Origin of the sequence: Nocardia crassostreae, from assembly GCF_001613405.1 — a bacterium.
Lineage (GTDB): Bacteria > Actinomycetota > Actinomycetes > Mycobacteriales > Mycobacteriaceae > Nocardia > Nocardia crassostreae.
Window position 1 is genome coordinate 1 of sequence record NZ_BDCH01000003.1, and the last position, 23,099, is coordinate 23,099.

Annotated in this window: 22 protein-coding genes and 1 pseudogene; 11 read left to right on the top strand and 12 right to left on the bottom strand. The window is 67.2% G+C overall.

Annotated features, from left to right (window positions below; translation table 11 throughout):
* A partial coding sequence (locus NC4_RS01220; RefSeq protein ID WP_218020876.1) for an acyl-CoA dehydrogenase family protein occupies positions 1–203 on the top strand: 203 nt, incomplete at its 5' end.
* On the opposite strand, the gene NC4_RS01225 is transcribed toward NC4_RS01220, so the two are convergent.
* Together NC4_RS01225 and NC4_RS01230 are read right to left on the bottom strand one after the other, a co-directional pair.
* The gene (locus NC4_RS01225) at positions 200–940 is read right to left on the bottom strand and encodes a maleylpyruvate isomerase family mycothiol-dependent enzyme (protein WP_218020877.1); all 741 of its coding nucleotides are present in this window, start codon (positions 938–940) and stop codon (positions 200–202) included. The genes NC4_RS01220 and NC4_RS01225 overlap by 4 nt on opposite strands.
* A complete protein-coding gene (locus NC4_RS01230; protein ID WP_067531305.1) occupies positions 937–2,133 on the bottom strand; it encodes a glycosyltransferase in 1,197 nt (398 codons plus the stop codon). Before NC4_RS01230 ends, NC4_RS01225 begins: the two co-directional genes overlap by 4 nt.
* 134 nt (positions 2,134–2,267) lie before the next feature.
* On the opposite strand from NC4_RS01230, the gene NC4_RS01235 reads away from it, so the two are divergent.
* A complete protein-coding gene (locus NC4_RS01235) occupies positions 2,268–2,687 on the top strand; it encodes a VOC family protein (RefSeq protein ID WP_067531646.1) in 420 nt (139 codons plus the stop codon).
* Between the two features lie 68 nt (positions 2,688–2,755).
* On the opposite strand, the gene NC4_RS01240 is transcribed toward NC4_RS01235, so the two are convergent.
* From NC4_RS01240 to NC4_RS01255, 4 genes are read right to left on the bottom strand one after another with little or no spacing between them, the layout of a single operon-like run.
* Positions 2,756–3,190: a nuclear transport factor 2 family protein gene (locus tag NC4_RS01240; protein ID WP_067531307.1), complete on the bottom strand. Its 435-nt coding sequence runs from the start codon at positions 3,188–3,190 to the stop codon at positions 2,756–2,758.
* A complete protein-coding gene (locus NC4_RS01245; protein ID WP_084528344.1) occupies positions 3,187–4,407 on the bottom strand; it encodes a thiolase family protein in 1,221 nt (406 codons plus the stop codon). Before NC4_RS01245 ends, NC4_RS01240 begins: the two co-directional genes overlap by 4 nt.
* Positions 4,404–5,498, bottom strand: a complete 1,095-nt coding sequence (locus tag NC4_RS01250) for a thiolase family protein (RefSeq protein WP_067531311.1) — start codon at positions 5,496–5,498, stop codon at positions 4,404–4,406. The genes NC4_RS01245 and NC4_RS01250 overlap by 4 nt, the downstream gene beginning before the upstream one ends.
* A 40-nt stretch (positions 5,499–5,538) precedes the next feature.
* Positions 5,539–6,459 (bottom strand): Zn-ribbon domain-containing OB-fold protein, encoded by a 921-nt coding sequence (locus NC4_RS01255; RefSeq protein ID WP_174566817.1) that lies wholly within the window; start codon positions 6,457–6,459, stop codon positions 5,539–5,541.
* Positions 6,460–6,562: 103 nt separating this feature from the next.
* Between NC4_RS01255 and NC4_RS01260 the strand changes: the two are divergent.
* The 3 genes and pseudogenes from NC4_RS01260 to NC4_RS01270 all read left to right on the top strand — a co-directional run bounded on the left by NC4_RS01260 (position 6,563) and on the right by NC4_RS01270 (position 10,446).
* A pseudogene (locus NC4_RS01260) lies at positions 6,563–7,612 on the top strand (LLM class F420-dependent oxidoreductase).
* Between the two features lie 68 nt (positions 7,613–7,680).
* Complete coding sequence (locus NC4_RS01265; RefSeq protein WP_067531315.1) at positions 7,681–9,330, top strand: acyl-CoA synthetase; 1,650 nt, start codon at positions 7,681–7,683, stop codon at positions 9,328–9,330.
* 114 nt (positions 9,331–9,444) lie between these two features.
* Positions 9,445–10,446, top strand: coding sequence for a sigma-70 family RNA polymerase sigma factor (locus NC4_RS01270; RefSeq protein WP_067531317.1), 1,002 nt, complete (start codon positions 9,445–9,447; stop codon positions 10,444–10,446).
* Positions 10,447–10,563: 117 nt separating this feature from the next.
* Here the strand turns inward: NC4_RS01270 and NC4_RS01275 are convergent, their stop codons facing one another.
* Positions 10,564–11,766, bottom strand: a complete 1,203-nt coding sequence (locus NC4_RS01275; protein WP_067531648.1) for a cytochrome P450 — start codon at positions 11,764–11,766, stop codon at positions 10,564–10,566.
* A gap of 207 nt (positions 11,767–11,973) precedes the next feature.
* Here NC4_RS01275 and NC4_RS01280 point away from each other — a divergent pair, with 207 nt between their 5' ends.
* Complete coding sequence (locus NC4_RS01280) at positions 11,974–13,140, top strand: steroid 3-ketoacyl-CoA thiolase (RefSeq protein ID WP_067531319.1); 1,167 nt, start codon at positions 11,974–11,976, stop codon at positions 13,138–13,140.
* Positions 13,141–13,501: 361 nt separating this feature from the next.
* Complete coding sequence (locus NC4_RS01285) at positions 13,502–13,918, top strand: helix-turn-helix domain-containing protein (protein ID WP_067531321.1); 417 nt, start codon at positions 13,502–13,504, stop codon at positions 13,916–13,918.
* 393 nt (positions 13,919–14,311) lie between these two features.
* On the opposite strand, the gene NC4_RS01290 is transcribed toward NC4_RS01285, so the two are convergent.
* The 5 genes from NC4_RS01290 to NC4_RS01310 all read right to left on the bottom strand — a co-directional run bounded on the left by NC4_RS01290 (position 14,312) and on the right by NC4_RS01310 (position 19,468).
* Entirely contained in the window at positions 14,312–15,331 is a 1,020-nt protein-coding gene (locus NC4_RS01290; RefSeq protein WP_067531323.1) for a hypothetical protein, read from the bottom strand.
* Entirely contained in the window at positions 15,328–15,840 is a 513-nt protein-coding gene (locus NC4_RS01295) for an ImmA/IrrE family metallo-endopeptidase (RefSeq protein WP_067531325.1), read from the bottom strand. Before NC4_RS01295 ends, NC4_RS01290 begins: the two co-directional genes overlap by 4 nt.
* A gap of 10 nt (positions 15,841–15,850) precedes the next feature.
* Positions 15,851–17,155, bottom strand: a complete 1,305-nt coding sequence (locus NC4_RS01300) for a hypothetical protein (protein WP_067531327.1) — start codon at positions 17,153–17,155, stop codon at positions 15,851–15,853.
* A 617-nt stretch (positions 17,156–17,772) separates the two neighbouring features.
* On the bottom strand, positions 17,773–18,684 hold the full coding sequence (locus NC4_RS01305; RefSeq protein ID WP_067531329.1) for an SDR family oxidoreductase: 912 nt from the start codon (positions 18,682–18,684) through the stop codon (positions 17,773–17,775).
* 10 nt (positions 18,685–18,694) lie between these two features.
* Complete coding sequence (locus NC4_RS01310; protein ID WP_067531650.1) at positions 18,695–19,468, bottom strand: SDR family oxidoreductase; 774 nt, start codon at positions 19,466–19,468, stop codon at positions 18,695–18,697.
* Positions 19,469–19,524: 56 nt separating this feature from the next.
* Here NC4_RS01310 and NC4_RS01315 point away from each other — a divergent pair, with 56 nt between their 5' ends.
* The 4 genes from NC4_RS01315 to NC4_RS01330 are packed head-to-tail and all read left to right on the top strand — an operon-like array spanning position 19,525 to position 23,062.
* Complete coding sequence (locus NC4_RS01315; RefSeq protein WP_067531331.1) at positions 19,525–20,289, top strand: enoyl-CoA hydratase family protein; 765 nt, start codon at positions 19,525–19,527, stop codon at positions 20,287–20,289.
* A gap of 6 nt (positions 20,290–20,295) precedes the next feature.
* The gene (locus tag NC4_RS01320; protein ID WP_084528345.1) at positions 20,296–21,174 is read left to right on the top strand and encodes a CoA transferase subunit A; all 879 of its coding nucleotides are present in this window, start codon (positions 20,296–20,298) and stop codon (positions 21,172–21,174) included.
* Entirely contained in the window at positions 21,171–21,983 is an 813-nt protein-coding gene (locus tag NC4_RS01325) for a CoA-transferase subunit beta (RefSeq protein WP_067531335.1), read from the top strand. Before NC4_RS01320 ends, NC4_RS01325 begins: the two co-directional genes overlap by 4 nt.
* On the top strand, positions 21,980–23,062 hold the full coding sequence (locus NC4_RS01330) for an NAD(P)H-dependent flavin oxidoreductase (protein ID WP_067531337.1): 1,083 nt from the start codon (positions 21,980–21,982) through the stop codon (positions 23,060–23,062). Before NC4_RS01325 ends, NC4_RS01330 begins: the two co-directional genes overlap by 4 nt.
* The last annotated feature ends 37 nt before the right edge of the window (positions 23,063–23,099 follow it).

Sequence of the window (23,099 nt, forward strand, 5' to 3'; positions counted from 1 at the left end):
ACACCGCCAAGTTCTGGGCGGCCGAGGCCGGTCACCGGGTGGCCCACACCGTGGTGCACGTGCACGGTGGCGTCGGCATCGACCGCGATCACATCGTGAACCAGTACTTCACCGCCGCCAAGCACAATGAGTTCGTCCTCGGCGGCGCCACCGACCACCTGCGCGCCCTGGGCGGCCTGCTGGCCGAAAGCACCGCAGGCTAGGGCACCAGCGGTCCCGCGAGCACCCGTTCGCCCGCCATCCGGTCCCCCTCCCATGCGAAGGCGGGACTGGTGGCGGGCTTGCGCTGCCACAGCGCCAGCAGCAGATCCGAGGCGGTCCCGGAGATCTCGGCGACCGGCTCCCCCGGTCCGTAGGTCCACTGCGGCCCGGTATCGGTGGCTCGAATCCGCAGCGCCACATCGGGTTCGGTGGCCAGCCCGCGCAGAATCATGCGCGGCGCGAACAATTCGAACACCTCGTTAATCCCGTCCACCGCGAGTTCGATCCCGAACGGCGCGGCGGTCCCCAGCGCATCCTGCCCGTCCCACAGATGCAGGGCCGTCTCGTGCATGCGCCGCCGCTGCCAGAACCCCACGGTCCGCGGCATCTGACTGGTGAACGTCCACGCGGGCGTCTCCGGATCCACCGACAGCGCCGCCACCATGGCCTCCGCGCTCCGCTCGTACCATCCCCGCAACTCCCCCGGATCCTTGGGCGCGGCCTCCCCCTGATAGTCCCCCCGCCCCTCGGCCACCGCGGTCACCACCCACATATTCCCCTGCCCGACATGGTCGACCAGCTCATAGAACGTCCAGTCCCCACACCCGGGAACCGGTGCAGCCAAGGGAACATCCGGCGTGATGAGCTCACCGAACGCCGTGAGCCGCTGGCGGAGAATGGCCATGTAATCCATGCCGTAACCGTAGAGCCGATCGTGCTCGCGCACCCGCCGACTCACGATTCCAGCTCACGCACCGGGAAATCGCGCGGGGACACCGGGTCGGGATTGTCGGAGGCGGGTTCCAGCTCGCGCAGCAGCTGCGATCCGAAGGCATCGCGACGAATGACCCGGCCGAGCTCGGCGGCGGCGCGGTAGTGCGCCGGGGTGCGGAGGATGCGGCGGATGGTGCGGGCTATGCGGGGTGGGGTCGCGGTGCGGGGGAGGGTGATTCCGGCGTGGTGGGCGCGGAGGCGGGCGGCATTGTCGGCGTGGTCGCGGCCGTGCGGGAGGACCAGGAGGGGGAGGTCGGCGGCGAGGGATTTGAGGACGGTGCCGTGGCCGCCGTGGGTGACGACCAGGCTGGCGTGGCGCATGATCTCGTGGTGGGGGGCGGCGCGCAGGACGGTCACATTCGGCGGGGCGGTGATTTCGGCCGGGTCGATGGCGGGACCGGTGGTCATGACGGCGCGGACCGGGAGGGTGGCGACGGCGGCGGCTATGCGCTGCAGGCAATCGGTTTGGCGCTGGAAGGTGGTGGACAGCGAGATCAGGAGCAGGGGGTCGCCGCCGTCGGGGACGGTCCAGGCGGTCTCGCTCGCCCAGGAGGGGTCGTCCAGGATGGGGCCGGTCCAGCGGACGCCGTCGGCGCGCTGGGCCGGGAAATCGAAAGCCTCACTGGACAATACGAGCTGACGGTGGGCCAGTTGCACCTGATCCTGGTAGTGCGCCAGGCGCTCCAGATCGAATTCGGCGCGTAAGGCATTGAGCTGGGATAGCAGCTCCTGATCCCAGCGACGCTGCACGAGGGTCCCCACCACGCGGTCGCGCAGGCGCCCGACCGGGCCGTGCGCCGGGCCGAATCCGGTTCCCGGCGGCGGACCGCCCTCCACCGGCAGCGGATAGATGCCCGGGATCAGCACCGAGAAGGGCACGCCGCGCGCCTGCGCCGCCACCATCGCGCCGCAGGCGAAATACGAGGCGAGCACCAGATCCGGTCGGGCACTGTCGATCTCGGCCACGGTATCGCGGGCGAATCCGGAGCCCGCCCGCGAGCGCACTCGCGCCCCGGTGGCCGTCACCTCCGCGGCCAGGGATTCCTCGGCCAGCACGGTGACCTCGTGCCCGCGTTCCACGAGCCTGCGCACCACCCCCAGCTCCGCCGGTACCGTCCCCCCGCTGCCGGTCAGCGCGACCAGGTAGCTGTACGTCATCGGGCACCTCCTGTCCGCCACTCTGTCACGACCGGCCACATCGCGCTGCACCGATGAGTTTTTACCGCCCGGTTCGTCCCTATCCATGACATCAACGAAGCGCACGCGAAATGCGGATGGAAGGACGGACCGACATGGCCAGCAAAATGATCTTCATCAACCTCCCCGTCGAGGATCTGGATCGGTCGAAGAGCTTCTACGAGGCGCTCGGATGGAAGGTGAACCAGGACTTCACCGACAGCAATGCCGCCTGCATCGTCATCGACGACAATATCTGCCTCATGCTCCTGACCAAGGAGTTCTTCCCCACCTTCACCAAGCGCCCGATCGCCGACACCAGGTCGGCCATCCACGCCGCCTACGCCCTGTCGCTGAGCAGCGCCCAGGAGGTCGACACGCTGACCGAGGCCGCCCTCGCCGCGGGCGCCACCGAAGAGGTGAACGAGGACAAGCGGGCTCAGGAAGCCCAGGCGGGCATGCACGGGCGCACGTTCATCGATCCGGACGGGCACCAGTGGGAGCCGTTCTTCATGGACTACCCCGGCGCGAACTGACGCACGCCGTCGAAACGCCAGAGAGCGGGCGACCGGATTCCGGTCGCCCGCTCTGGTTTTCAGCGTTCTCAGGCAGGTTTGGCCGTCGCCATGGCGCGCTCGGTCTCCCAGAAGGCGCGCAGCGCGAGGATCTTGCCGTCGGCGTCGACCTTGTAGGTGAACACGCCCTCGGCGTCGATGACATTCCCGCCGACGGTGGAGCGGATGCGGCCGGTGAAGGCCACCTCCGAACCGCAGGCGAAGGAGTCGTCGAAGAGGAACTCGATCAGGTCCGTCATGGCGATCGCCTTGTCCCAGAACGCCGCGATGGCCTCGGTCCCGCGATGGCCCTCGCCGTCCGGATCGAAGAAGGACGGGCCGACCGGATCCTCGACAATGCCGTCCGCCGCGAACAGCGCCACCCAGGCGTCCTTGTCCCGCGCGCGGACCGCGGCCTGCGAGGCGAAGGCCGCCACCCGCGCCGGATGATCGGTTCCGGTCTTCCGGTCGGTCTCGGTTGTCATGGCTGCTCGCTTCCTACGACCCACATCGAGAAGTACTGCGACCCACCGCCGTACGCGTGGCCGAAGGCCTTGCGCGCACCCGCGACCTGGTAGTCCCCGGCCCGCTCCATGACCTGCTTGGCGGATTCGGCGAACCGGATGAGCCCGGAGGCGCCGATGGGATTGGAGGAGAGCACGCCGCCGGAGGGGTTGACCGGCAGTTTCCCGCCGATGGCGGTATCACCGGAGTCGGTGAGCTTCCAGCCCTCGCCCTCGGGCATGAAGCCCAGGTTCTCCAGCCACATGGGCTCGAACCAGGAGAAGGGCACGTAGATCTCGGCCGCGTCGATCTCTTCCAGGGGATTGGTGATCCCGGCCTGCCGCCACAGCGCGCGTGCGGCCTCCTGTCCCGCAAGGGGATTCACCTGATCGCGCCCGGAGTAGGCCAGCGGTTCGGTGCGCATGGCGGTGCCGTGCACCCACGCCACCTTGCGTCCGCGCGCCTCCATGGCCTTGGCCGAGCTCTCGTCGCCGATGACCATGGCGCAGGCGCCGTCCGAGGACGGGCAGGTCTCGTCGAAACGAATTGGGTCCCAAAGCATTTGCGAGGCCATGACCGATTCCATGGTGATATCGGCCTGCTGCAGATGGGCGAGCGGATTGCGCGCGCCATTGCGGCGGTCCTTCACCGCCACCATGGCGCCGATGTGCAGCGGGGCATTGGCGCGGCGGATATAGGCGCGCACATGCGGCGCGAAGTAGCCGCCCGCGCCCGCGCCCACCGGCTTGGTGAAGGGCACCGGATTCGACAGCGCCCACATGGCATTGGATTCCGGCTGCTTCTCCCACGCCACGGCGAGCACCTTGCCGTACACGCCCGCCTGCACGTGGTTGGCGGCCACGACGCCGGTAGAGCCGCCGACCGAACCCGCGGTGTGCACGCGCAGCAGCGGTTTTCCGGTCGCGCCCAGGGCGTCGGCCATGAACAGCTCCGGCATCATGGCGCCCTCGAAGAAGTCGGGCGCCTTGCCCACCACGACGGCGTCGATATCGGCCATGGTGAGCTCGGCGTCGGCGAGCGCGCGGTCGATGGCCTCGCGGCACATGCCGGACATGGACACGTCCGACCGCTTGGTCACATGGTGGGTCTGGCCGGTGCCGAGTACGGCGGCGGGGTTGCCCCCACCCGTCGCCCGGCCACCACCCCCCACCGAATCGCTACGCGATGCCGTGCTCATTTTGCCTCCAGGGTGGCGACCAGGTTCTGCTGCAGGGCCGGACCGCTACTGGCGTGGGCCAGTGCGCGATTCGCCGTGCCATTGATGATTTCGGTGGCGGCGAAGCCGATGCGCTCCAGGCCCGCCGCGAACATGGGATTGCCCGCCAGCGCACCGCCGGAGGGGTTGATGCGGGTCGAACCGTTCAGCCCGATCGCATCCTTGAGAATGATCTCTTCGTGGGAGAACTGGGCATTCAGCTCGGCCACGTCGAATCCGCTCGCATCACCGCCGGTGACCGCGCGAGCCGCCTTGGCGGTGGACGCCGAGACGGTCAGATCGCGCGCGCCCAGCATCGGGGTGTCGATGTAGTGGGCCATGCCGGTCAGCCAGGCGGGCCGCTCGCACAGCTCGCGCGCCCGGTCGCCCACCGCCAGCACGATGGCGGCCGCGCCGTCGGTAATGGGCGCGATGTCATGAGCCCGGAAGGGATTGGCCACATACGGTGCGGCCAGCAGCTTGTCGATATCGGTCTCGGTGCGCGCGGTGGCGGCGCCCGCACCATGGGCGGCGGCATTCGCGGCGACCGCGGCCATATCCCGTTCGGTCCAGCGCCCGGCGGACAGGCCCGCCTGCGCCTGCAATCCGGCCATGGACACCGCGTCCGGGCCCAGCGGCGCCACCAGGTACGGATCGGTCTGCAGGGTGAGGATCTGCCGCAGGGTGCCCGCCGAAGCCTTGCCGAAGCCGTACACCAGCGCCGTCTTCGCCTGTCCGGAACGCAGTTTCACCCACGCCTCGTACAGCGCCCAGGCCGCGTCCATCTCCACGTGGGATTCATTGATGGGCGGCACCGAGCCGATGGAGTCGATGGCGGAGATGAACGAGAAGGCGCGCCCGGCAAGGTAATCCGAGGAGCCGGAGCACCAGAAATCGATATCGGCGGTTTTGATGCCGAGTTTCGCGTACAGCTCGGTGAAGCACGGCTGGAGCATTTCCACGCCATTGGTGGTGCCGAAGGTCTCCGGCACGTGCGGCGCGTGGGCGAAGCCCACCACCGCGATATCGGTTGCTTTGTCGCGCCCACCCGTCACCCGGCCGCCACCCCCCATGGAATCGCTACGCGATGCAGTATTCATGTTCAGCGCCTCTCTACAGGTGGTGCGCGAAGGACTCGTAAGCCGCGTCGGGCTCGCCGGTCGGTTCGAAGTGCAGGATGTTGTCGAGCCCGTAATCCCATTCCTCGCGCGGCTTCCACACCGCCTTGACCCGCATGCCCATGCGCACATCGGTGGCTTCGAGCCCCAGCACCAGGTGCAGGAACGGAATATCGGCCCCGTCCAGCAGGATGTAGGCGGCCACGTACGGCGGCTTGATGCGCTGCCCCTGGAACGGCACGTTCACAATGCAGAAGGTGGTGACGATGCCGGTGTCCGGCAGCTCCACATAGTCCTCGGTAGGTGCGCCGGTGCGCGGGTCCGCGCCGCGCGGCGGGAAGTACACCTTGCCGTCATTGCCCGCGCGGGCGCCCAGCAGGCGGCCCTCGACGAGGGCCTTCAGGAATTCGGTCTCCTGCGGGGCGGCTGTGTGCTTGAAGCTCAGATCGATCGGGGTGACGATGCCGGTAATGGGCTCGCCCTCTTCCGAAGGCGTTGCGGCGACCGAGGTTTCGCCGGGCTCGAAGCAGGCGATGTCGTGGATGGATCCGGTGCGCTCGCCCGCCCAGCGCGCCCGCACCCGCATCCCGATCGAGATGTCCCCGGGTTCGGCCACATCCACGGCGTGCAGCAGCGCGGTATCGGCGCCGTCGAGCTCGATGAGCGCATAGGCGAAGGACCGGTCGAAGGGCTGGCCCGGCAGCGGTTCGGCCACCCAGCTCCAGCTCCGCACGGTGCCCACATCGGCCACGTCGACGAATTCGGTCAGCGCTGCCGCCGTGATCGGATCGAATTCCGAGGGCGGCACGATCACGCGCCCATCGGAACCCCGCACTCCGACGATCCGCCCGGCACGCAGCCCGGTCAGGAAGCGTCCGATGGTCGGGCCGGTGGAGCGGGTGTAGTCGAACGTCATCCGCAGCGGCGCGGCGAGTACTTCGGTGTTCCCCAGAGTCACGAGATCGAGTAGAACAGGTTCTAACAACGGTCGCAAGAGCCCAAGTGGGAAGGGAATGAACATGCGCTTTGGGTTGCAACTCGGATATTGGGGCGCGCAGCCGCCCGGCACTGCGCAGGAGCTGGTGATCGCCGCCGAGGAGGCCGAATTCGACGCGGTGTTCACCGCCGAGTCCTGGGGTTCGGACGCCTTCACGCCGCTGGCCTGGTGGGGTTCGAGCACCAGCCGGGTGCGCCTGGGCACCTCCGTGGCGCAGCTGTCCGCGCGCACGCCCACCGCCACCGCCATGGCGGCGCTCAGCCTGGACCACCTCAGCGGCGGCCGCGCCATTCTCGGCCTCGGCGTCTCCGGTCCGCAGGTGGTGGAGGGCTGGTACGGGCAGCCCTTCGCCAAGCCGCTCGCCCGCACCCGCGAATACGTCGACATCATCCGGCAGGTGCTGGCCCGTGAGGGCAAGGTGACCAGTGACGGTCCGCATTATCCGTTGCCCTACAACCGATCCGATGCCAGCGGGCTGGGCAAGCCGCTCAAGCCCATCACCCATCCGCTGCGGTCGGATCTGCCCATCTGACTGGGCGCGGAAGGCCCCAAGAACGTGGCGCTGACCGCCGAGATCGCCGACGGCTGGCTGACCATCTACTACACGCCGCGACTGGCGGATATGTACAACGCCTGGCTGGACGAGGGATTCGCGCGACCCGGGGCCCGGCGGTCTCGCGAGGACTTCGAAATCGCCGCCACCGCGCAGGTGATCATTACCGACGACCCGGACGCGGCACTCGCGTATTTGCGGCCGGTCATGGCGCTCTACATCGGCGGCATGGGGGCTGAAGAACTCAATTTCCACGCGCAGGTGTACCGGCGCATGGGCTATGGCGAGCAGGTCGACGAAATCACTCGACTGTTCCGCAGCGGCCGCAAAGACGAAGCGGCGGCGGCGGTTCCGGACGAGCTCATCCACGACACCATGATCATCGGCAATGAGTCGCACGTGCGCGAACAGCTGAAGGTGTGGGAGCAGGCGGGGGTCACCATGCTGCTGGTTGGCGTGCGCGATCTGGAGCAGATGGAGAAGTTGAAGCCCATCATCCAAGGCGAGAACTCGCTGTAGGATCCGATTCATCAGAAAAGCGGAATTTGTGGCTTGCCCCACACAAGAACACGTTCTATTTTACTGATGTGAGCTACAACATCGCGGACCTTGTCGAACACGCCATCGACCTCATGCCGGAACGTGTCGCGCTCGCCGATGACACGCGTTCGGTGACCTACGCACAACTGGAGGACCGGGCCAACCGGCTCGCACATCAACTGCAGGAACAGGGTGTGCGGCCGGGTGACAAGGTGGGTGTCTACTCGCGCAACACCATCGAGGCCGTGGAGGCCATGGTGGCGATTTTCAAGGCGCGGGCAGTCATGATCAACGTGAACTACCGGTACGTCGAGAACGAGTTGCAATACATTTTCACCAACTCGGATATGGTGGCGCTCATTCACGAGCGCCGCTACGGCGACAAGGTGGCGAATGTGCTGCCGAATGTCGAGAAGATCACCGCGGTCATCACCGTCGAGGACGGCACCGATCTCCCGCTGCCCGCCGTCGCCGTGGAATACGAAGCCGCACTGGCGGGTTCGCACGGCGAGCGGGATTTCGAGGAGCGCTCCTCCGACGACATCATGATGATCTACACCGGCGGCACCACCGGCCTGCCCAAGGGCGTCATGTGGCGGCAGGAGGACTGGTGGCGCGTCCTCGGCGGTGGCATCAACTTCTACACCGGCGAATTCATCCAGGACGAGTGGGAGCAGTCCAAGGGCGGCGCCAGCGGCAATACGCCCATGGTGCGCTACCCGATTCCGCCGCTCATCCACGGCGGTTCCTTCACCGCGACCCTGCACAGCCTGTTCGACGGCGGCAAGGCCGTCATGCTGCCCGAGTTCAGCGGGCACGGCGTGTGGCAGGCCATCGACCGCCACGGCGTGAACATGATCTTTATTACCGGTGACGCCATGGCCCGGCCCATGCTGGACGCCCTGCACGAGGGCAATCCGGAAACCGGTGCGCCGTACCAGCATTCGAACCTGTGGGTGCTGGCCAGCAGCGCCGCGCTGTTCTCCCCGGCGCTCAAGGACGAGTTCATCGAGCGCTTCCCGAACGCGCTCATCACCGATTCCATCGGCTCCTCGGAGACCGGTTTCGGCGGCCTGTCCGTGGCGTCCAAGGGCACCACCCACACCGGCGGACCGCGCGTCAAGATCGACGGCTCCACCAAGGTCCTCGACGAGGACGGCAACGAGGTCGAGCCGGGCTCCGGCAAGGTCGGCCTGCTCGCCCGCACCGGCAACATCCCGCTCGGCTACTACAACGACCCGGTCAAGTCCGCGGAAACGTTCAAGGAATTCAACGGGATTCGCTACTCCATCCCCGGCGACTACGCCCGCGTGGAGGAGGACGGCATCGTCACCATGCTCGGCCGCGGTTCGGTCTCCATCAACTCCGGCGGCGAGAAGATCTACCCCGAAGAGGTCGAGGGCGCCCTCAAGGCCCATCCCGACGTCTTCGACGCCCTCGTCGTCGGCGTCCCGGACGAGCGCTGGGGCCAGCGCGTGGTCGCCGTCGTGCACTGTCGTGACGACAAGCGTCCCACCCTGGAGGAGTTGCGCCCCACCCTGACCCAGGAGATCTCCTCCTACAAGATGCCCCGCAGCCTCTGGTACGTGGACGCCATCAAGCGCTCCCCCGCCTGCAAGCCCGACTACAAGTGGGCCAAGGCGCAGACCGAGGCCCGCGAGGCCGACAACCACGCGCAAGCGCCGACCACCAAGTAACGGATACCGCCGTGCCCACCTGCTGAGGCAGGTGGGCACGGCTGTTTCTGATGAGGCGAGAATGGCGCATTCGAGCGGTTTTTCTTGTCGGTGGGCTGTGCAAGAGTGTCAGGCATGAGTAAGCCAGCAGGGCCGTCCGGCGCCATTACGGACGAGGTATTGCAATCGTTCGAGTGGCACCGGCGCGAGCTTTGCGCGTATGCGTATCGCATGCTCGGCTCGTCCTTCGAAGCCGAAGACGCGGTGCAGGAGACCTTCACCCGCGCATGGAAGTCCTACGATTCGTTCGAAGGGCGTTCCAGTCTCCGCTCCTGGCTGTACAAGATCACCACCAATGTCTGCCTGGACATGCTCGACGGTCCGCAACGTCGCGCCAGGCCCATGGACCTATCCGGTCCCTCCACCCCCGATTCACTGCTCCCCATGCCGGAGCCGGATTACGTGTGGGTGGAACCGATTCCGAACGCCCTGGCCTTCGGCGCCGATCCGGCCGAGGCCGCCAGCGCCAAGGACACACTGCGACTGGCCTTCGTGGCCGCGGTCCAGCACCTGCTTGCCACCCAGCGCGCGATTCTCATTATGCGCAAGGTGCTGCGCTTCTCGGCCAGCGAGACCGCCGACATGCTCAATGTCTCCCCGGCCTCGGTGAACAGCGCCCTGCAGCGCGCCCGCGCCACCATGTCCAAGGTGAACGAGGTCTCCACCCCCTCGGACGTCTTCGACGAGTCGAACGAGCAGCAGCGCAAGCTCATCGACGACTTCGTGAAGGCCTTCGAGTCCTACGACATGGAAGCCTTGACCGAACTCCTCAAAGCCGATGTGGCCCTGTCCATGCCGCCCATCTCCCTGTGGATCTCCGGCCCGGAGAACGTGGCCGCCTTCATGGTCGGCACCGGCCACGCCTGCCGCGACTCCCGCATGGTCCCGGTCGGCGCCAACGGCATGCCCGCCTTCGCCCACTACAAGCCCAGCCCCGACGAGGCAGGCGTCTGGATCCCGTGGTCCATCACCATGCTCGAGCTCGACGGCGACCGCATCGCGGGTCTCAACTTCTTCCTCGATACCGATAAACTCTTCCCGCTCTTCGGAGTTCCGATGGAGTACCGGGAAAGTTAGGGGACCTTGTCACCGGGCACGGTGGAGTACCGGGGTGGTCCGGTACAGCCCGGTGACATGCGCGAACGGCCCACGGGTGAAAACCCGTGGGCCGTTTCTCATTCCGAACGCGGCGGCCTAGTGGGCCACGGGGCAGCCGCCGGTCTTGTAGTCGACCTGGAATTCCTTGACGCCGTTCAGCCAGCCCGAGCGGAGGCGTTTCGGGTCGCCGAGTTTGGTGATGTCGGGCATGTGGTCGGCGATGGCGTTGAAGATGATCTCGATTTCCAGGCGGGCGAGGTTGGCGCCGATGCAGAAGTGGGCGCCGGTGCCGCCGAAGGAGAGGTGGGGGTTGGGGTTGCGGAGGATGTCGAAGGTGTGTGGGTTGTCGAAGACCTCTTCGTCGAAGTTGGCGGAGCGGTAGGACAGTAGGACGCGCTGGCCCTTCTTGATCTGGACGTCGCCGAGTTCTACGTCTTCGAGGGCGGTGCGCTGGAAGGTGCTGACAGGGGTAGCCCAGCGGATGATCTCGTCGGCGGCGGTTTTGGGGCGCTGGGACTTGAAAAGTTCCCACTGGTCGGGGTTTTCGAGGAAGGCGGCCATGCCGTGGGTGGTGGCATTGCGGGTGGTCTCGTTGCCCGCCACGGCCAGCATCATGACGAAGAAGCCGAATTCCTCGGGCAGCAGGGCCTCGCCGTCCATATCGGCATTGATGAGTTCGGTGACGATATCGTCGGCGGGACAGGCTCGGCGGGCCTCGGCCATCTGGTAGGAGTAGCCCAGGATCTCGGTGGAGGCGACCACGGGATCGGCATCGCTGTCCGGATCGTCGTAGCTGGTCATCTCGTTCGACCATTTGAAGAGCTTGAAGCGGTCCTCCTGCGGGACGCCGATGAGTTCGGCAATGGCCTGCAGCGGGAGTTCGGCGGCCACCTGCTCCACGAAGTCGCCGGTGCCCGCGGCCGCCGCCGCCTGCACGATGGCCTCGGCGCGGGCGGTCAGCTCGGCGCGCAGGCCGTTGATGACGCGCGGGGTGAAGCCCTTGGAGATGATCTTCCGCAGCTTGGTGTGCTCGGGCGCGTCCTTGTTGAGCAGGACGAAGCGCTGCAGTTCGATCTGCTCGCGGGTGATGTCGTCGTTGAAACGCGGGATGGCGGTGTTCTCGTAGGTGGAGAACACATCGTCGCGCCGCGAGACCGTCTTGACGTCGGCATGCTTGCTGACCACCCAGAAGCCCTCGTCGTGGAAGCCGCCGACCTCCGGAGACTTGGGGTTCCACCAGATCGGGGCGGCCTTGCGCAGTTCGGCGAGCTCCTCCACGGGCACGCGCTGCGCCCACATTTCCGGGTCGGTGAGATCGAATCCGTCCGGCACGTTCGGGCGTGTGTGCGTCTCCACCACCAGTTGTCTCCTTTGACTAACTGAAACCTGTTCTACCGTTATTGAAGCACGGGTGGTAAACCAGGAGAAGGGGTAATGGAAAACACCGTTAACTAAGGTTGACCACCCGCAGAGAACTTGTTGCAGTTCTGTACCGGAAGGAAAGATATGGGTACACCCGTCATCGTCGAGGCCGCGCGCACCCCCATCGGCAAGCGCAATGGCTGGCTGGCCGGGCTGCACGCCGCGGAGATCCTGGGCGCCGCGCAGAAGGGCGTGCTGGAACGGGCGGAGCTGGATCCGGCCTTGGTCGAGCAGGTCGTAGGCGGCTGCGTCATGCAGGTGGGCGAGCAGTCCAACAATGTCACCCGCACCGCCTGGCTGCACGCGGGACTGCCCTGGCAGACCGGCGCGGTCACCATCGACAATCAGTGCGGTTCGGCCCAGCAGGCCGCGGGCATGGTGGCCGGGCTCATTGCCACCGGCGCCATCGACGTCGGCCTGGCCTGCGGTATCGAGTCCATGTCCCATGTTCCGTTGAGCGCCAACGTCGGAACGCACGCCGGGCCGCGCCGCCCCGCGTCCTGGAATATCGACATGCCCAATCAGTTCGAGGCGGCCGAGCGAATTGCCAAGCGGCGCGGTACTTCTCGCGACGATATCGAGGAGCTGGGCGTGCGCTCGCAGCGGCTGGCAGCGCAGGCGTGGGCCGAAGGACGCTTCGATCGCGAAGTCCTGACCCTGAAGAACGCCCCGCAGGTGGACAAGGAGGGCAACCCCACCGGCGAGACCCTGGACGTCACCAAGGATCAGGGCCTGCGCGAGACCACCAAAGAGGGCCTGGCCAAACTGAAGCCGGTGCTCGAGGGCGGCATTCACACCGCCGGGACCTCCTCGCAGGTGTCCGACGGCGCCGCCGCGGTGCTGCTGATGGACGAAAAGGCCGCCGAGCGTTCGGGTTTGCGGCCGCGCGCCCGCATCGTGTCGCAGTGCCTGGTGGGCTCGGAGCCGGAATTCCACCTGGACGGCCCGGTGCAGGCCTGCCAGCGCCTGCTCGATCGCAGCGGTATGAGCATGTCCGATATCGACTTGTTCGAGATCAACGAGGCTTTCGCCTCGGTGGTGCTGTCCTGGGCGTCGGTACACAAGCCGGACTTCGATCGCGTGAATGTGAACGGTGGCGCAATTGCCCTCGGTCATCCGGTGGGCAGCACCGGATCTCGACTCATCACCACGGCGCTGCACGAGTTGGAACGGACGGGTAAGAGCACCGCCATGATCCTGATGTGCTGCGGCGGCGCACTTGCGACAGGCACCATCATCGAGCGGATCTAGTCAATACCAATCAATTTGGGCCATGGTTGAACGTTCATCCCACGTGCCGCGAAACGTGGCGTACGCCACACAAACTCCGGTACAGACAAGAAGATGAGACGTCAGCTATCTTAGGGCTACCGGTGGCCCGTCGGAGAAGACCCTCGCGACGGGCCAGAACCGGGGCTCTTAAGCGGCTCGCAAGAACCGTGGGGTTGGCCCGCAAACACCCAAGCCACGGCCGGTTCCCCGGATCACCGCCTAGAAGCTTCAAGGAAATCGCGAATCAGGCGTAGGTTTTCAGTTACTGAGCCGCTAATATCAATGATACGTATCCGAGATAACGACTGTTAGTACAGCGAAGGGAATTGGGCGGCTCACAATAGCTGATTTCGCGGCGCGGCTGAACAAGCTGTTCGAAACCGTGCATCCCCCGGGGCGTAAGCCGCACACGAACGCAGAGGTGGCGGCTGCCTTGACGACGTCCGGCCATCCGATCTCGAAACCGTATCTGTCGCAGTTGTGGTCGGGACAGCGGACCAACCCGTCTGATGAGACGGTGGCCGCGCTGGCAAAGTTCTTCAAGGTAAAACCGGACTACTTCTTCAACGACATCTACGCGGCCAAGATCGATCACGATCTAGAGCTGCTGTCCCAGCTGCAGGGCTACGGACTGCGTCGGTTGTCGAGTAGGGCGTTCGACCTGTCCGAAGAATCTCAGAACCTCCTCACCTCCATGGCGGAGAAGTTGCGGGCCTCCGAAGGGCTGCCCGAAATTCCTCCGGACGGCACGGAATAGGCCCCGTCTCAAGGCAACACAGTGCGGCTGGCTCGGAGGCCGCACTGTGTTGGTTTGTAACAGGACTGCTCCCGCTGTAGTGGCGGTGGCGATCGGACGGAGGGGCGCTGCTTGCAGGGCGGCGCCGCTCCCCCGCTGAGCCATTCGGATCGGCCGAGGACTGTTGCACCGGTCTCAGGGCGCTGAGGCCATGTGGCGTAGAACGCTGCGCCTGGTGCATTATGCACAAACCTGGTATAAACACGTGTGGGTAGTAGCGAGTTATCAGACCAGTTGTTTTGTGCAGTATGTCGAATTGCGCGTTGTGAGTGTTTCGCCCCCAATGCACGAAGAACGACAAACGAACCCCCGTGCTGTGCACGGGGGTTCGTTTTAGTAGATAGATCGTTCGATTCAGCGGCTACCGGTCGGAGTTCGACTGTCGCTACTCGCCGAGAATGCGCGCGCAATGGCGTGGACCCAGCGGCGGGGTCCGACGCCCGGCGGCGGCGCAATCCAGCGGCCGTCGATCAATACGTCCCCGAACGGATTCCGCGCCCACTCCGCGACCCGTTCGGCCCGCTCGGCTATCACATCCGGCGGGGCGCCCGCCGCGGCCAGTTCCACACCGCCGCCGGATTGCAGATAGAGCGCGTCCATGATCTGGGCGACCTGATCGGAGGCCTTCAACTGGGTGGTGGAGCCGGTCTGATCCTTGGCCACCACCTCCGGGAAACGGCCGATCAGCACCCGGTGCAGCGGGCGAATGTCCTTGAGCAGCCTGCGCGCTCGGATCCAGAGCTCGATGACGATCCATACCGCGCCGACCGCGATGAGCAGGCCCGCCACCTGCCAGGCGGGCCAGAACCAGTCGCCATCGCCCGGATCGGCCATGGTCCGATCCTGGAAATTGCGCCGCACCGACAACCCCGCCAGCACGCCGACCAGCAGAGTTCCGGTGGTGTACAGGGCAATACCGCGACCCAGGGCGGTCCAGTCCAGATTGCGCACACCGGTAATGACGATGAAGACGCACTCCAACAGCACGATCACCCAGCCGAAGGTGACCGACCACGCCAGCGTGAGCACCATGGCGATGAAACCGCCCGCGTACATCATCCAGGCGATCTGACGCAGATTGCGGCGGGAGACCACCGGCCAGGCGGCGGCCGCCACCACCGCGGTGGCGGTCGCGAAGAGGATCCAGGCGGCGGTGGTGGCCCGGTCGGACAGCCACATGCCGCGTAAGCCCGCCGGGAGGATATGGTCCACCGCCACACCGATATCCGGCACGGCGATGGTGACCGTGATCGCGACCGCGGCCACCGCGATGACAATGGCGACGCGCGCCGTGGTCGCGGGCTTCACCAGCACCCGGCCGACTCTCGCCCCGGCTGCCATCCAGACCAACATGGCCGTCAACCAGAAAGTCATCCGAGTGCCTCATCGAATCGAAGGACCGAGACGCCCGCGCCCCGGGTATTGAATACGCGCAGCCGGGTCATGAGCATGCTGGCGAAGGTCTCCGCCTCCCATTCGCACTGCTCGTCCTCGCCCAGGTCGACGATCTTCTGGTGCGCGCGCTGGCTGAGCATGTAGGCGATGAGATCGTCGCTGGCCTCCAGCACCACCTCGGTCGCCGCCTCGCCGGGATGGTCGAAGACGATATGCCCCAGCTCGTGCGCGAGGGTGTGGTCGCGGCTGGGCAGCGCCTGGGCCAGCACGATCACATCCTTGTCCGGATAGCTGCGGCGCTGACCGCACACCCCCGGACCCAGTTGGGCACTGGCGATTTCGATGGGCCGCCGCCGCTCCGCCGAAATGGCGGCGACGACCTCGTCCAGGGTGGTGGCGTCGAAGTCGGCGGCCACCGCGCACACCGCGTCCACCGCGGCCGCCCCCCGGCGGTAGGACCCGATGCTATGCGCCTTGCTCTCGGTCATCGCGGTCCCCTCACAGCCTCGGTCCGAAGAACGCGGCCCGGGCGGCGTCGATCCGCCCCTGCGCCGCCGACGCGCTCTGGAAGCTCACCGCACCCGAACCGGTGCCCGCGAGCGTGAGCGCGATCAGGCCACCAACCACCGACAGCAGTTTCAGCGGCGGCAGCGGACTGCTGTCCGAGGTCGGCTGCACTTGCGGATCCGGTTGCGCGAGAACGGGAGCCGGGGCGAGCGCGGGTGGCGGTGGCGGAGCGGGCGCGGCGGGCACGACAACCGGCGCCACGACCGCGGGGGCGGGCACATTCGGTGCGGGCGGGATCTCGAGCGGGATCGGCACCGGCGCGGGCGGGCTGGGCAGCGGGATCAGCAGGAGCAGGAGCGGGGAGGCGCAGAGCGCGGCGGAACCGGTGGCCGCGGAGCCGACCGCGGCCGAACCCGTCGCGGCCGAACCGGTGAGCGCGGAACCCGTTGCCGCCGAACCGGCTCCGGCGGAACCGACCGCGGCAGAGCCAACGCCGGTCGAACCGGCCGCGGCCGAGCCGACGCCGGAGGAACCGCCCGCCGAACCCACGCCCGCCGAACCACCGGCGGAACCCGCACCGGCGGAGCCGATTCCGGCCGAACCCACGGCGGCCGAACCCGTGCAGAAGGCGGCGGCCGAGCCGACCGCGGCCGAACCCGTCGCCGAACCGGTGCCGAAGAGCAGGCCGAGCAGCGCCGAACCGGTTGCGACACCGGCGGAACCGACACCGGCCGAACCGAGGCCGAGCGCCGATCCGGTACCGATCCCGGCGGAACCCACTGCCGCCGAACCGGTTCCGAGTACCGCGGAGCCGGTGGCCAGACCGGCGGAGCCGGTGCCGACGGCGGCCGAACCCAGGGCCGCGCCCGCGGAGCCGACGGCGGCCGAACCCGTGCCGAGAACACCGGAACCGGTACCGCCCAGGACCGCGCCCAGACCGGCCGAGCCCACGCCCGCCGAGCCCACACCCGCCGAGCCCACACCCGCCGAGCCCACACCCGCCGAGCCCACACCCGCCGAGCCCACACCCGCCGAGCCCACACCCGCGGAACCCACCGCGGCCGAACCGGAGCCGACGCCCAGAATGGCCGCCACCAGATCCTCGGGACCGGCAACGGGATTCACCGGGACCGGTGCGCCGACCTCTTGTTGCTGGGGCAGGCTGGTACTCGGATCGTCCGGCGCGGGCTCGAGCGGCAGGCCCGGTTGCGCACCGGCCCCCGCGGGCCCGAGCAGGGCCGATCCGGCGACAGCTGCGATCACTGCCACCAGGCGCAATGCACGACCAACGATCATGCGCCAGCCATCCCCTCATCGATACAGCGCAGTCGGCTTGTTGTTCCCGCGGCGGGTATGGGAATGACTCCCCACATCGATACGGGAATTCCAACCCGCGTCAGGCGGGGTGGAACAGTTTCACACATTGCCCGGTCGCCCCGATTGCCGGACCTTTGCGGAACGCGGTCATCCTAACGGTCACCCCGTGACCCCACACAAGTTCAAGCGGCATTAGGGGGGCTCACAAACCGTACGCCTGCGGCTTCCCCGACGTGCCCAATATCAACAAGCGGCACAGGCCAATTGGCCGACTTCGCAACCTCACACCCCTACACCAGCCCCATCCGTCACGCGTTTTGCGACAAGTTGCCCACACGTATCCGGCAAATCAGGACGAATCGGACAACTAGGCGCTTGCTCGCGGCGACCGAATCTCCCCTCGAAAGTGGCCAGCATCACACACTTCACAAGCGTCTCCAGGCGCTTGCTGGCATGGATTCCGGAGTGCGGCCGCGATAGCCGAGACCCAAAACCGATAGCTGTGGCCGAAAACCGCCCATCCGGCACAATGCAGAACGCCGCCGGTACCCGACTGCTCGGTACCGGCGGCGAAAGCGACTGGCGTCGCTGTGAAATCAGGCGCCGTACACCGGCTCCGGCGTGGTCGCCTTGGCGAGCAGATCGCGCACCACCGGACCCAGCTCGGCGGGCTCCCAGCGCGCCCCGCGATCGATGGAGACACCGTGCCGCCAGCCGTCGGCCACGGTCACCTTGCCGCCCTCCACCTCGAACATGCGGCCCGTCACCCCGGCGGCGTCGGCGCTGCCCAGCCACACCACCAGCGGGGAGATGTTCTCCGGGGCCATGGCGTCGAAGCCCTGCTCCGGCGCGGCCATGGTGTCGGCGAAGACGGTCTCGGTCATGCGGGTGCGCGCGGCGGGGGCAATGGCATTGACGGTAATGCCGTAGCGCGCGAATTCGGCTGCGGCCGTGACGGTCAGGCCCGCGATACCGGCCTTGGCGGCCGCGTAGTTGCCCTGGCCGACCGAACCCAGCAGGCCCGCACCGGAACTGGTGTTGATGATGCGGGCCTCCGGCTGCCGCCCGGCCTTGGATTCGTTGCGCCAATACTCGGCCGCGTGCCGCATGGGCGCGAAGTGCCCCTTGAGGTGCACCTTGATGACGGCGTCCCACTCGTCCTCGCCGAGGTTGACCAGCATGCGGTCACGCACGATTCCCGCATTGTTCACCAGAATGTCGAGGCGGCCGAAGGTTTCGACGGCGGTCGCGATCATGCGGCGGGCGCCCGCCCAGTCGGAGACGTCGTCGCCGTTCACGACGGCCTCGCCGCCCGCGGCGCGAATCTCCTCGGCCACCTGCGCGGCCGGGGACTCCAGGCTGGGCGCGCCGTCGAGCTCCGCGCCCAGATCGTTCACCACGACCTTGGCGCCCGCGGCGGCGAAGGCGAGCGCGTGCGCGCGGCCGATCCCGCGGCCCGCGCCGGTGACGATGACGACCCGGCCGTCGCAGATCTTGTTGTCCGTCATATCGATAACCTCACTGGTGAGTGACTGTGGATGCTTCGAGGAAGGCCGGTTTCTCGCCGCCGCCGTGCACCAGCAGCGAACTGCCGCTGATATAGGAGGCCAGGGGCGAGGCCAGGAAGGCGGCGGTCCGGCCGATGTCCTCGGGAACGGCCATGCGCTGCATGGGAACCGTGCGGGCGACGGCGGCGATGCCGTCCTCGTCGCCGTAGTGCAGGTGCGAGGACTCGGTATTGACCAGGCCGACGATGACCGAGTTGACCCGCACCTTCGGCGCCCACTCCACGGCCAGCGATGAAACCAGGCTGTCCACACCGGCTTTGGCGGCGCCGTAGGCGGCGGTGCCGGGCGAGGGGCGGTGGCCGGAGACGCTGGAGATCATCACGATCGATCCGCCGGTCTCCTGCCGCTGCATGACCTCGTTGGCGATCTGCGAAACCAGCAGCGGCGCCAGCAGGTTGAGCTGCACGATCTTGGCGTGGAAATTGGCGCTGGCATCGGCGGCCAGGGCGAACGGCGCACCGCCCGCATTGTTGACCACGGTGTCGAGGCGGCCGTACTTCGCCACGATGGCGTCGATCAGCTCCCGCACCGAATCCGGATCGCGCACATCGCACGGCAGGAAGTCGATCCCCCGGCCATTGCTCTCCACGGGCGCGTCCGCGGGGCGGCGCGCACAGGCCACCACGGTCGCGCCGGCGCCCAGGAAGACCCGGCTGATACCGGCCCCGACGCCGCGCACACCGCCGGTGACCAGGACGACCGAGCCGGAGAGGTTCACTTCGATTCCCACCGTGCTAACCTACCAAGCACTTGCTTGTTTTGCCAACGATGGGACATGCGATGGGGATCAACCGTCACACCGAAACCGAGGGCGTCGAAGTCGTCACCGTCGACTACCCGCCGGTCAACGCTCTGCCTTCCGACGGCTGGTTCGCCCTGGCCGACACCGTCCGCGAGGCCGGGCGCAATCCGGAGACCCGGGTGGTGGTGCTGCGTGCGGAGGGACGGGGGTTCAACGCGGGTGTGGACATCAAGGAGATGAACCGCGACGTCGGGCACACCGCGCTCATTCGCGCCAACCACGGCTGCTTCGAGGCCTTCGCCGCCGTCTACGACTGCCAGGTCCCGGTGGTCACCGCCGTCAACGGCTTCTGCCTGGGCGGCGGCATCGGCCTGGTCGGCAATTCCGATGTCATCGTGGCCTCCGACGACGCCACCTTCGGCCTGCCCGAGGTGGATCGCGGTGCGCTGGGCGCGGCCACCCACCTCGCGCGCCTGGTGCCCCAGCATCTGATGCGGACCATGTTCTACACCGCGGGCACCCTCACCGCGCAGCAGCTACACCACTACGGATCGGTGTACAAGGTGGTGCCGCGGGCCGAACTCGACGCCGCCGCCATGGAAGTCGCCAAGAACATCGCCAACAAGGACGGGCGGGTCATTCGCGCGGCCAAGAAGGCGCTCAATGGCATCGACGTGCAGGACGTGCACCGCTCCTACCGGTTCGAGCAGGGCTTCACCATGGAACTCAACCTCGCCGGTGTGGCGGACGAGATCCGGGTGCGGTTCGACGAGGATCTCGCCGCCCAGAAAAAGGAGAAGTAGAAATCGATGCGCGACAAGCGAATGACGCTCGACGAGGTCGTCGGCGAGCTGCGCAGCGGAATGACCATCGGCATCGGCGGATGGGGATCGCGGCGCAAGCCGCTGGCCTTCGTGCGGGCGATTCTCAAGTCCGATGTCAAGGATTTGACCGTGGTCACCTATGGCGGACCGGATCTGGGCCTGCTGTGCTCGGCGGGCAAGGTGCGAAAGGCGTACTACGGCTTCGTATCCCTGGATTCCGCGCCGTTCTACGACCCCTGGTTCGCCAAGGCCCGCACCGCCGGTGAGATCACCGTGCGCGAAATGGACGAGGGCATGGTCAAGTGCGGGCTGCAAGCGGCCGCCGCGCGACTGCCCTTCCTGCCGATTCGCGCCGGATTGGGTTCGGCCGTCGTGGATTTCTGGGAGGGCGAGCTGAAGACCGTGCGGTCGCCGTACCAGGATGCCGACGGGCGCAGCGAAACCCTCGTCGCCATGCCCGCGCTGAATCTCGATGCGGCCTTCGTGCATCTGGATCTGGGCGACAAGCACGGCAATGCCGCCTACACCGGCGTCGACCCGTACTTCGACGACCTGTACGCGCTCGCGGCCGAGCGGCGCTACCTCTCGGTGGATCGCCTGTTCGAGACCGATGAGCTGGTGAAAGCCGTTCCGCAGCAGGCGATCATCCTCAATCGCATGATGGTGAACGGCGTGGTCGAGGCGCCGGGCGGTGCGCACTTCACCTTCTCCGGCAGCTACGGCCGCGACGAGAAGTTCCAGCGCCACTATGTGGAGGCCGCCAAGACGCCCGAATCGTGGGCGGAATTCAAGGCCCGCTACCTGGATGTGTCCGAGGACGAATACCAGGCCGCCGTCCGTGCTTTCGCCGAGGAGCAGAAATGAATACAGCATCGCAACGCGATTCCGTGAGGGGTGGCGGCCGGGGCTCGGGTGGGCCAGAGACCAGCACCATTACGCGGGCCGAGATCTGCGTCGTCGCGGCGGCCGAGATCTTCCGGGGCGCGGGCGAGATCATGGCCAGCCCCATGTCCACCGTCACCACCATCGGCGCGCGGCTGGCGCGGCTCACCTTCGAGCCGGATCTGCTGCTCTCCGACGGTGAGGCGCTGTTCTTCGCCGAGGTCCCGGCCATTGGCGGCAAGGCGCCCATCGAGGGCTGGATTCCGTTCTCCAAGGTGTTCGACGTGGTCGCCTCCGGTCGCCGCCATGTCGTCATGGGCGCGAATCAGCTGGACCGCTACGGCAATCAGAACCTGTCGGCCTTCGGTCCGCTGCAGCAGCCGACCCGGCAGATGTTCGGCGTGCGCGGCGCGCCTGGCAATACCATCAACCACGCCACCAGCTACTTCGTGCCCAAGCACAACAAGCGGGTGTTCTGCGAGAGCGTCGACATCGTCTCCGGAATCGGTTACGACAAGCTCGATCCGGAGAATCCGGCCTACCGGTTCCACCACCTGCACCGGGTGGTGTCGAACCTGGGCGTCTTCTACTTCGGCGGCCCGGAGCACACCATGCGGGCGCTCTCGCTGCACCCGGGCGTGAGCGCCGACGAGGTCGCCGAGAACACCTCGTTCGAGATCGCCGGTCTCGCCGAGGCGGGCGAGACCCGGCTGCCCACCGAGGAGGAGCTGCGGATCATTCGAACCGTGCTCGATCCCAAGGGCTTCCGTGAGAAGGAAGTGACGGCATGACGCCTCGGCTGCGGACGCCGCTGACCGAACTGGTCGGCATCGAGCATCCCATTGTGCAAACCGGTATGGGCTGGGTCGCCGGACCGAGTCTGGTGTCGGCCACCGCGAATGCGGGCGGTCTGGGCATTCTGGCGTCGGCGACCATGACCTTCGGCGAGCTGGAAGCCGCCATCGCGAAGACCAAATCGCAGACCGACAAGCCGTTCGGCGTGAACATTCGCGCCGACGCGACCGACGCGCCGGAGCGCATCGAACTGCTCATCCGGGAGCGGGTCAAGGTCGCCTCGTTCGCGCTGGCGCCCAAGAAGGAGCTCATCGCGCGGCTGAAAGACGCCGGGGTCGTGGTGGTCCCGTCCATCGGCGCGGCCAAGCACGCGGTCAAGGTGGCGTCCTGGGGCGCCGACGCGGTCATCGTGCAGGGCGGTGAGGGCGGTGGCCACACCGGCCCGGTCGCCACCACCCTACTGCTGCCCTCGGTGCTGGATGCCGTGGATATCCCGGTTGTCGCCGGTGGCGGCTTCTTCGACGGGCGCGGCCTGGCCGCGGCGCTGTCCTACGGCGCGGCGGGCGTGGCCATGGGCACCCGCTTCCTGCTCACCCAGGAGAGCAGCGTGCCCGATTCGGTCAAGCAGGAGTATCTGCGCCGAGGTCTCCAGGACACCGTGGTCTCCACCAAGGTGGACGGCATGCCGCACCGGGTGCTCAATACCGAACTGGTGCAGAGGCTCGAGCATTCGGGCAAGGCCCGCGGCTTCCTCGCGGCAGCCGGGAATGCCATGAAGTTCAAGGGCATGACGGGCATGAAGTGGTCGACCATCGTCAAGGACGGTCTGGCCATGCGCAAGCACAAGGACCTCACCTGGTCCCAGGTGATCATGGCCGCCAATACCCCCATGCTGCTGAAAGCCGTTCTGGTGGAAGGCAATACCCAGGCGGGCGTGCTCGCCGCGGGCCAGGTCACCGGCATCATCGAGGATCTGCCCACGGTGCAGGAACTCATCGACCGCATCATCACCGATGCGGTGACTCGCATCGACGACCTCGCGAAGTACCGCGTCACGGACTCCGCGACGGCCTGACGCACCCCCTCGCGCTGCGGCCCGCACCGCAGCGCCC

What these genes read in the sequence shown, in the direction of transcription:
- NC4_RS01315 (WP_067531331.1), top strand. Translation starts at nt 19,525, where the DNA reads ATGGGGATCAACCGTCACACCGAAACCGAGGGCGTCGAAGTCGTCACC.
- NC4_RS01275 (WP_067531648.1), bottom strand. Translation starts at nt 11,766, where the DNA reads ATGTGGGCGCAGCGCGTGCCCGTGGAGGAGCTCGCCGAACTGCGCAAG.
- NC4_RS01250 (WP_067531311.1), bottom strand. Translation starts at nt 5,498, where the DNA reads ATGGGGGGTGGCGGCCGGGTGACGGGTGGGCGCGACAAAGCAACCGAT.
- NC4_RS01280 (WP_067531319.1), top strand. Translation starts at nt 11,974, where the DNA reads ATGGGTACACCCGTCATCGTCGAGGCCGCGCGCACCCCCATCGGCAAG.
- NC4_RS01320 (WP_084528345.1), top strand. Translation starts at nt 20,296, where the DNA reads ATGCGCGACAAGCGAATGACGCTCGACGAGGTCGTCGGCGAGCTGCGC.
- NC4_RS01245 (WP_084528344.1), bottom strand. Translation starts at nt 4,407, where the DNA reads ATGAGCACGGCATCGCGTAGCGATTCGGTGGGGGGTGGTGGCCGGGCG.
- NC4_RS01305 (WP_067531329.1), bottom strand. Translation starts at nt 18,684, where the DNA reads ATGACGGACAACAAGATCTGCGACGGCCGGGTCGTCATCGTCACCGGC.
- NC4_RS01325 (WP_067531335.1), top strand. Translation starts at nt 21,171, where the DNA reads ATGAATACAGCATCGCAACGCGATTCCGTGAGGGGTGGCGGCCGGGGC.
- NC4_RS01330 (WP_067531337.1), top strand. Translation starts at nt 21,980, where the DNA reads ATGACGCCTCGGCTGCGGACGCCGCTGACCGAACTGGTCGGCATCGAG.
- NC4_RS01230 (WP_067531305.1), bottom strand. Translation starts at nt 2,133, where the DNA reads ATGACGTACAGCTACCTGGTCGCGCTGACCGGCAGCGGGGGGACGGTA.
- NC4_RS01295 (WP_067531325.1), bottom strand. Translation starts at nt 15,840, where the DNA reads ATGACCGAGAGCAAGGCGCATAGCATCGGGTCCTACCGCCGGGGGGCG.
- NC4_RS01255 (WP_174566817.1), bottom strand. Translation starts at nt 6,459, where the DNA reads ATGACGTTCGACTACACCCGCTCCACCGGCCCGACCATCGGACGCTTC.
- NC4_RS01240 (WP_067531307.1), bottom strand. Translation starts at nt 3,190, where the DNA reads ATGACAACCGAGACCGACCGGAAGACCGGAACCGATCATCCGGCGCGG.
- NC4_RS01270 (WP_067531317.1), top strand. Translation starts at nt 9,445, where the DNA reads ATGAGTAAGCCAGCAGGGCCGTCCGGCGCCATTACGGACGAGGTATTG.
- NC4_RS01290 (WP_067531323.1), bottom strand. Translation starts at nt 15,331, where the DNA reads ATGACTTTCTGGTTGACGGCCATGTTGGTCTGGATGGCAGCCGGGGCG.
- NC4_RS01235 (WP_067531646.1), top strand. Translation starts at nt 2,268, where the DNA reads ATGGCCAGCAAAATGATCTTCATCAACCTCCCCGTCGAGGATCTGGAT.
- NC4_RS01300 (WP_067531327.1), bottom strand. Translation starts at nt 17,155, where the DNA reads ATGATCGTTGGTCGTGCATTGCGCCTGGTGGCAGTGATCGCAGCTGTC.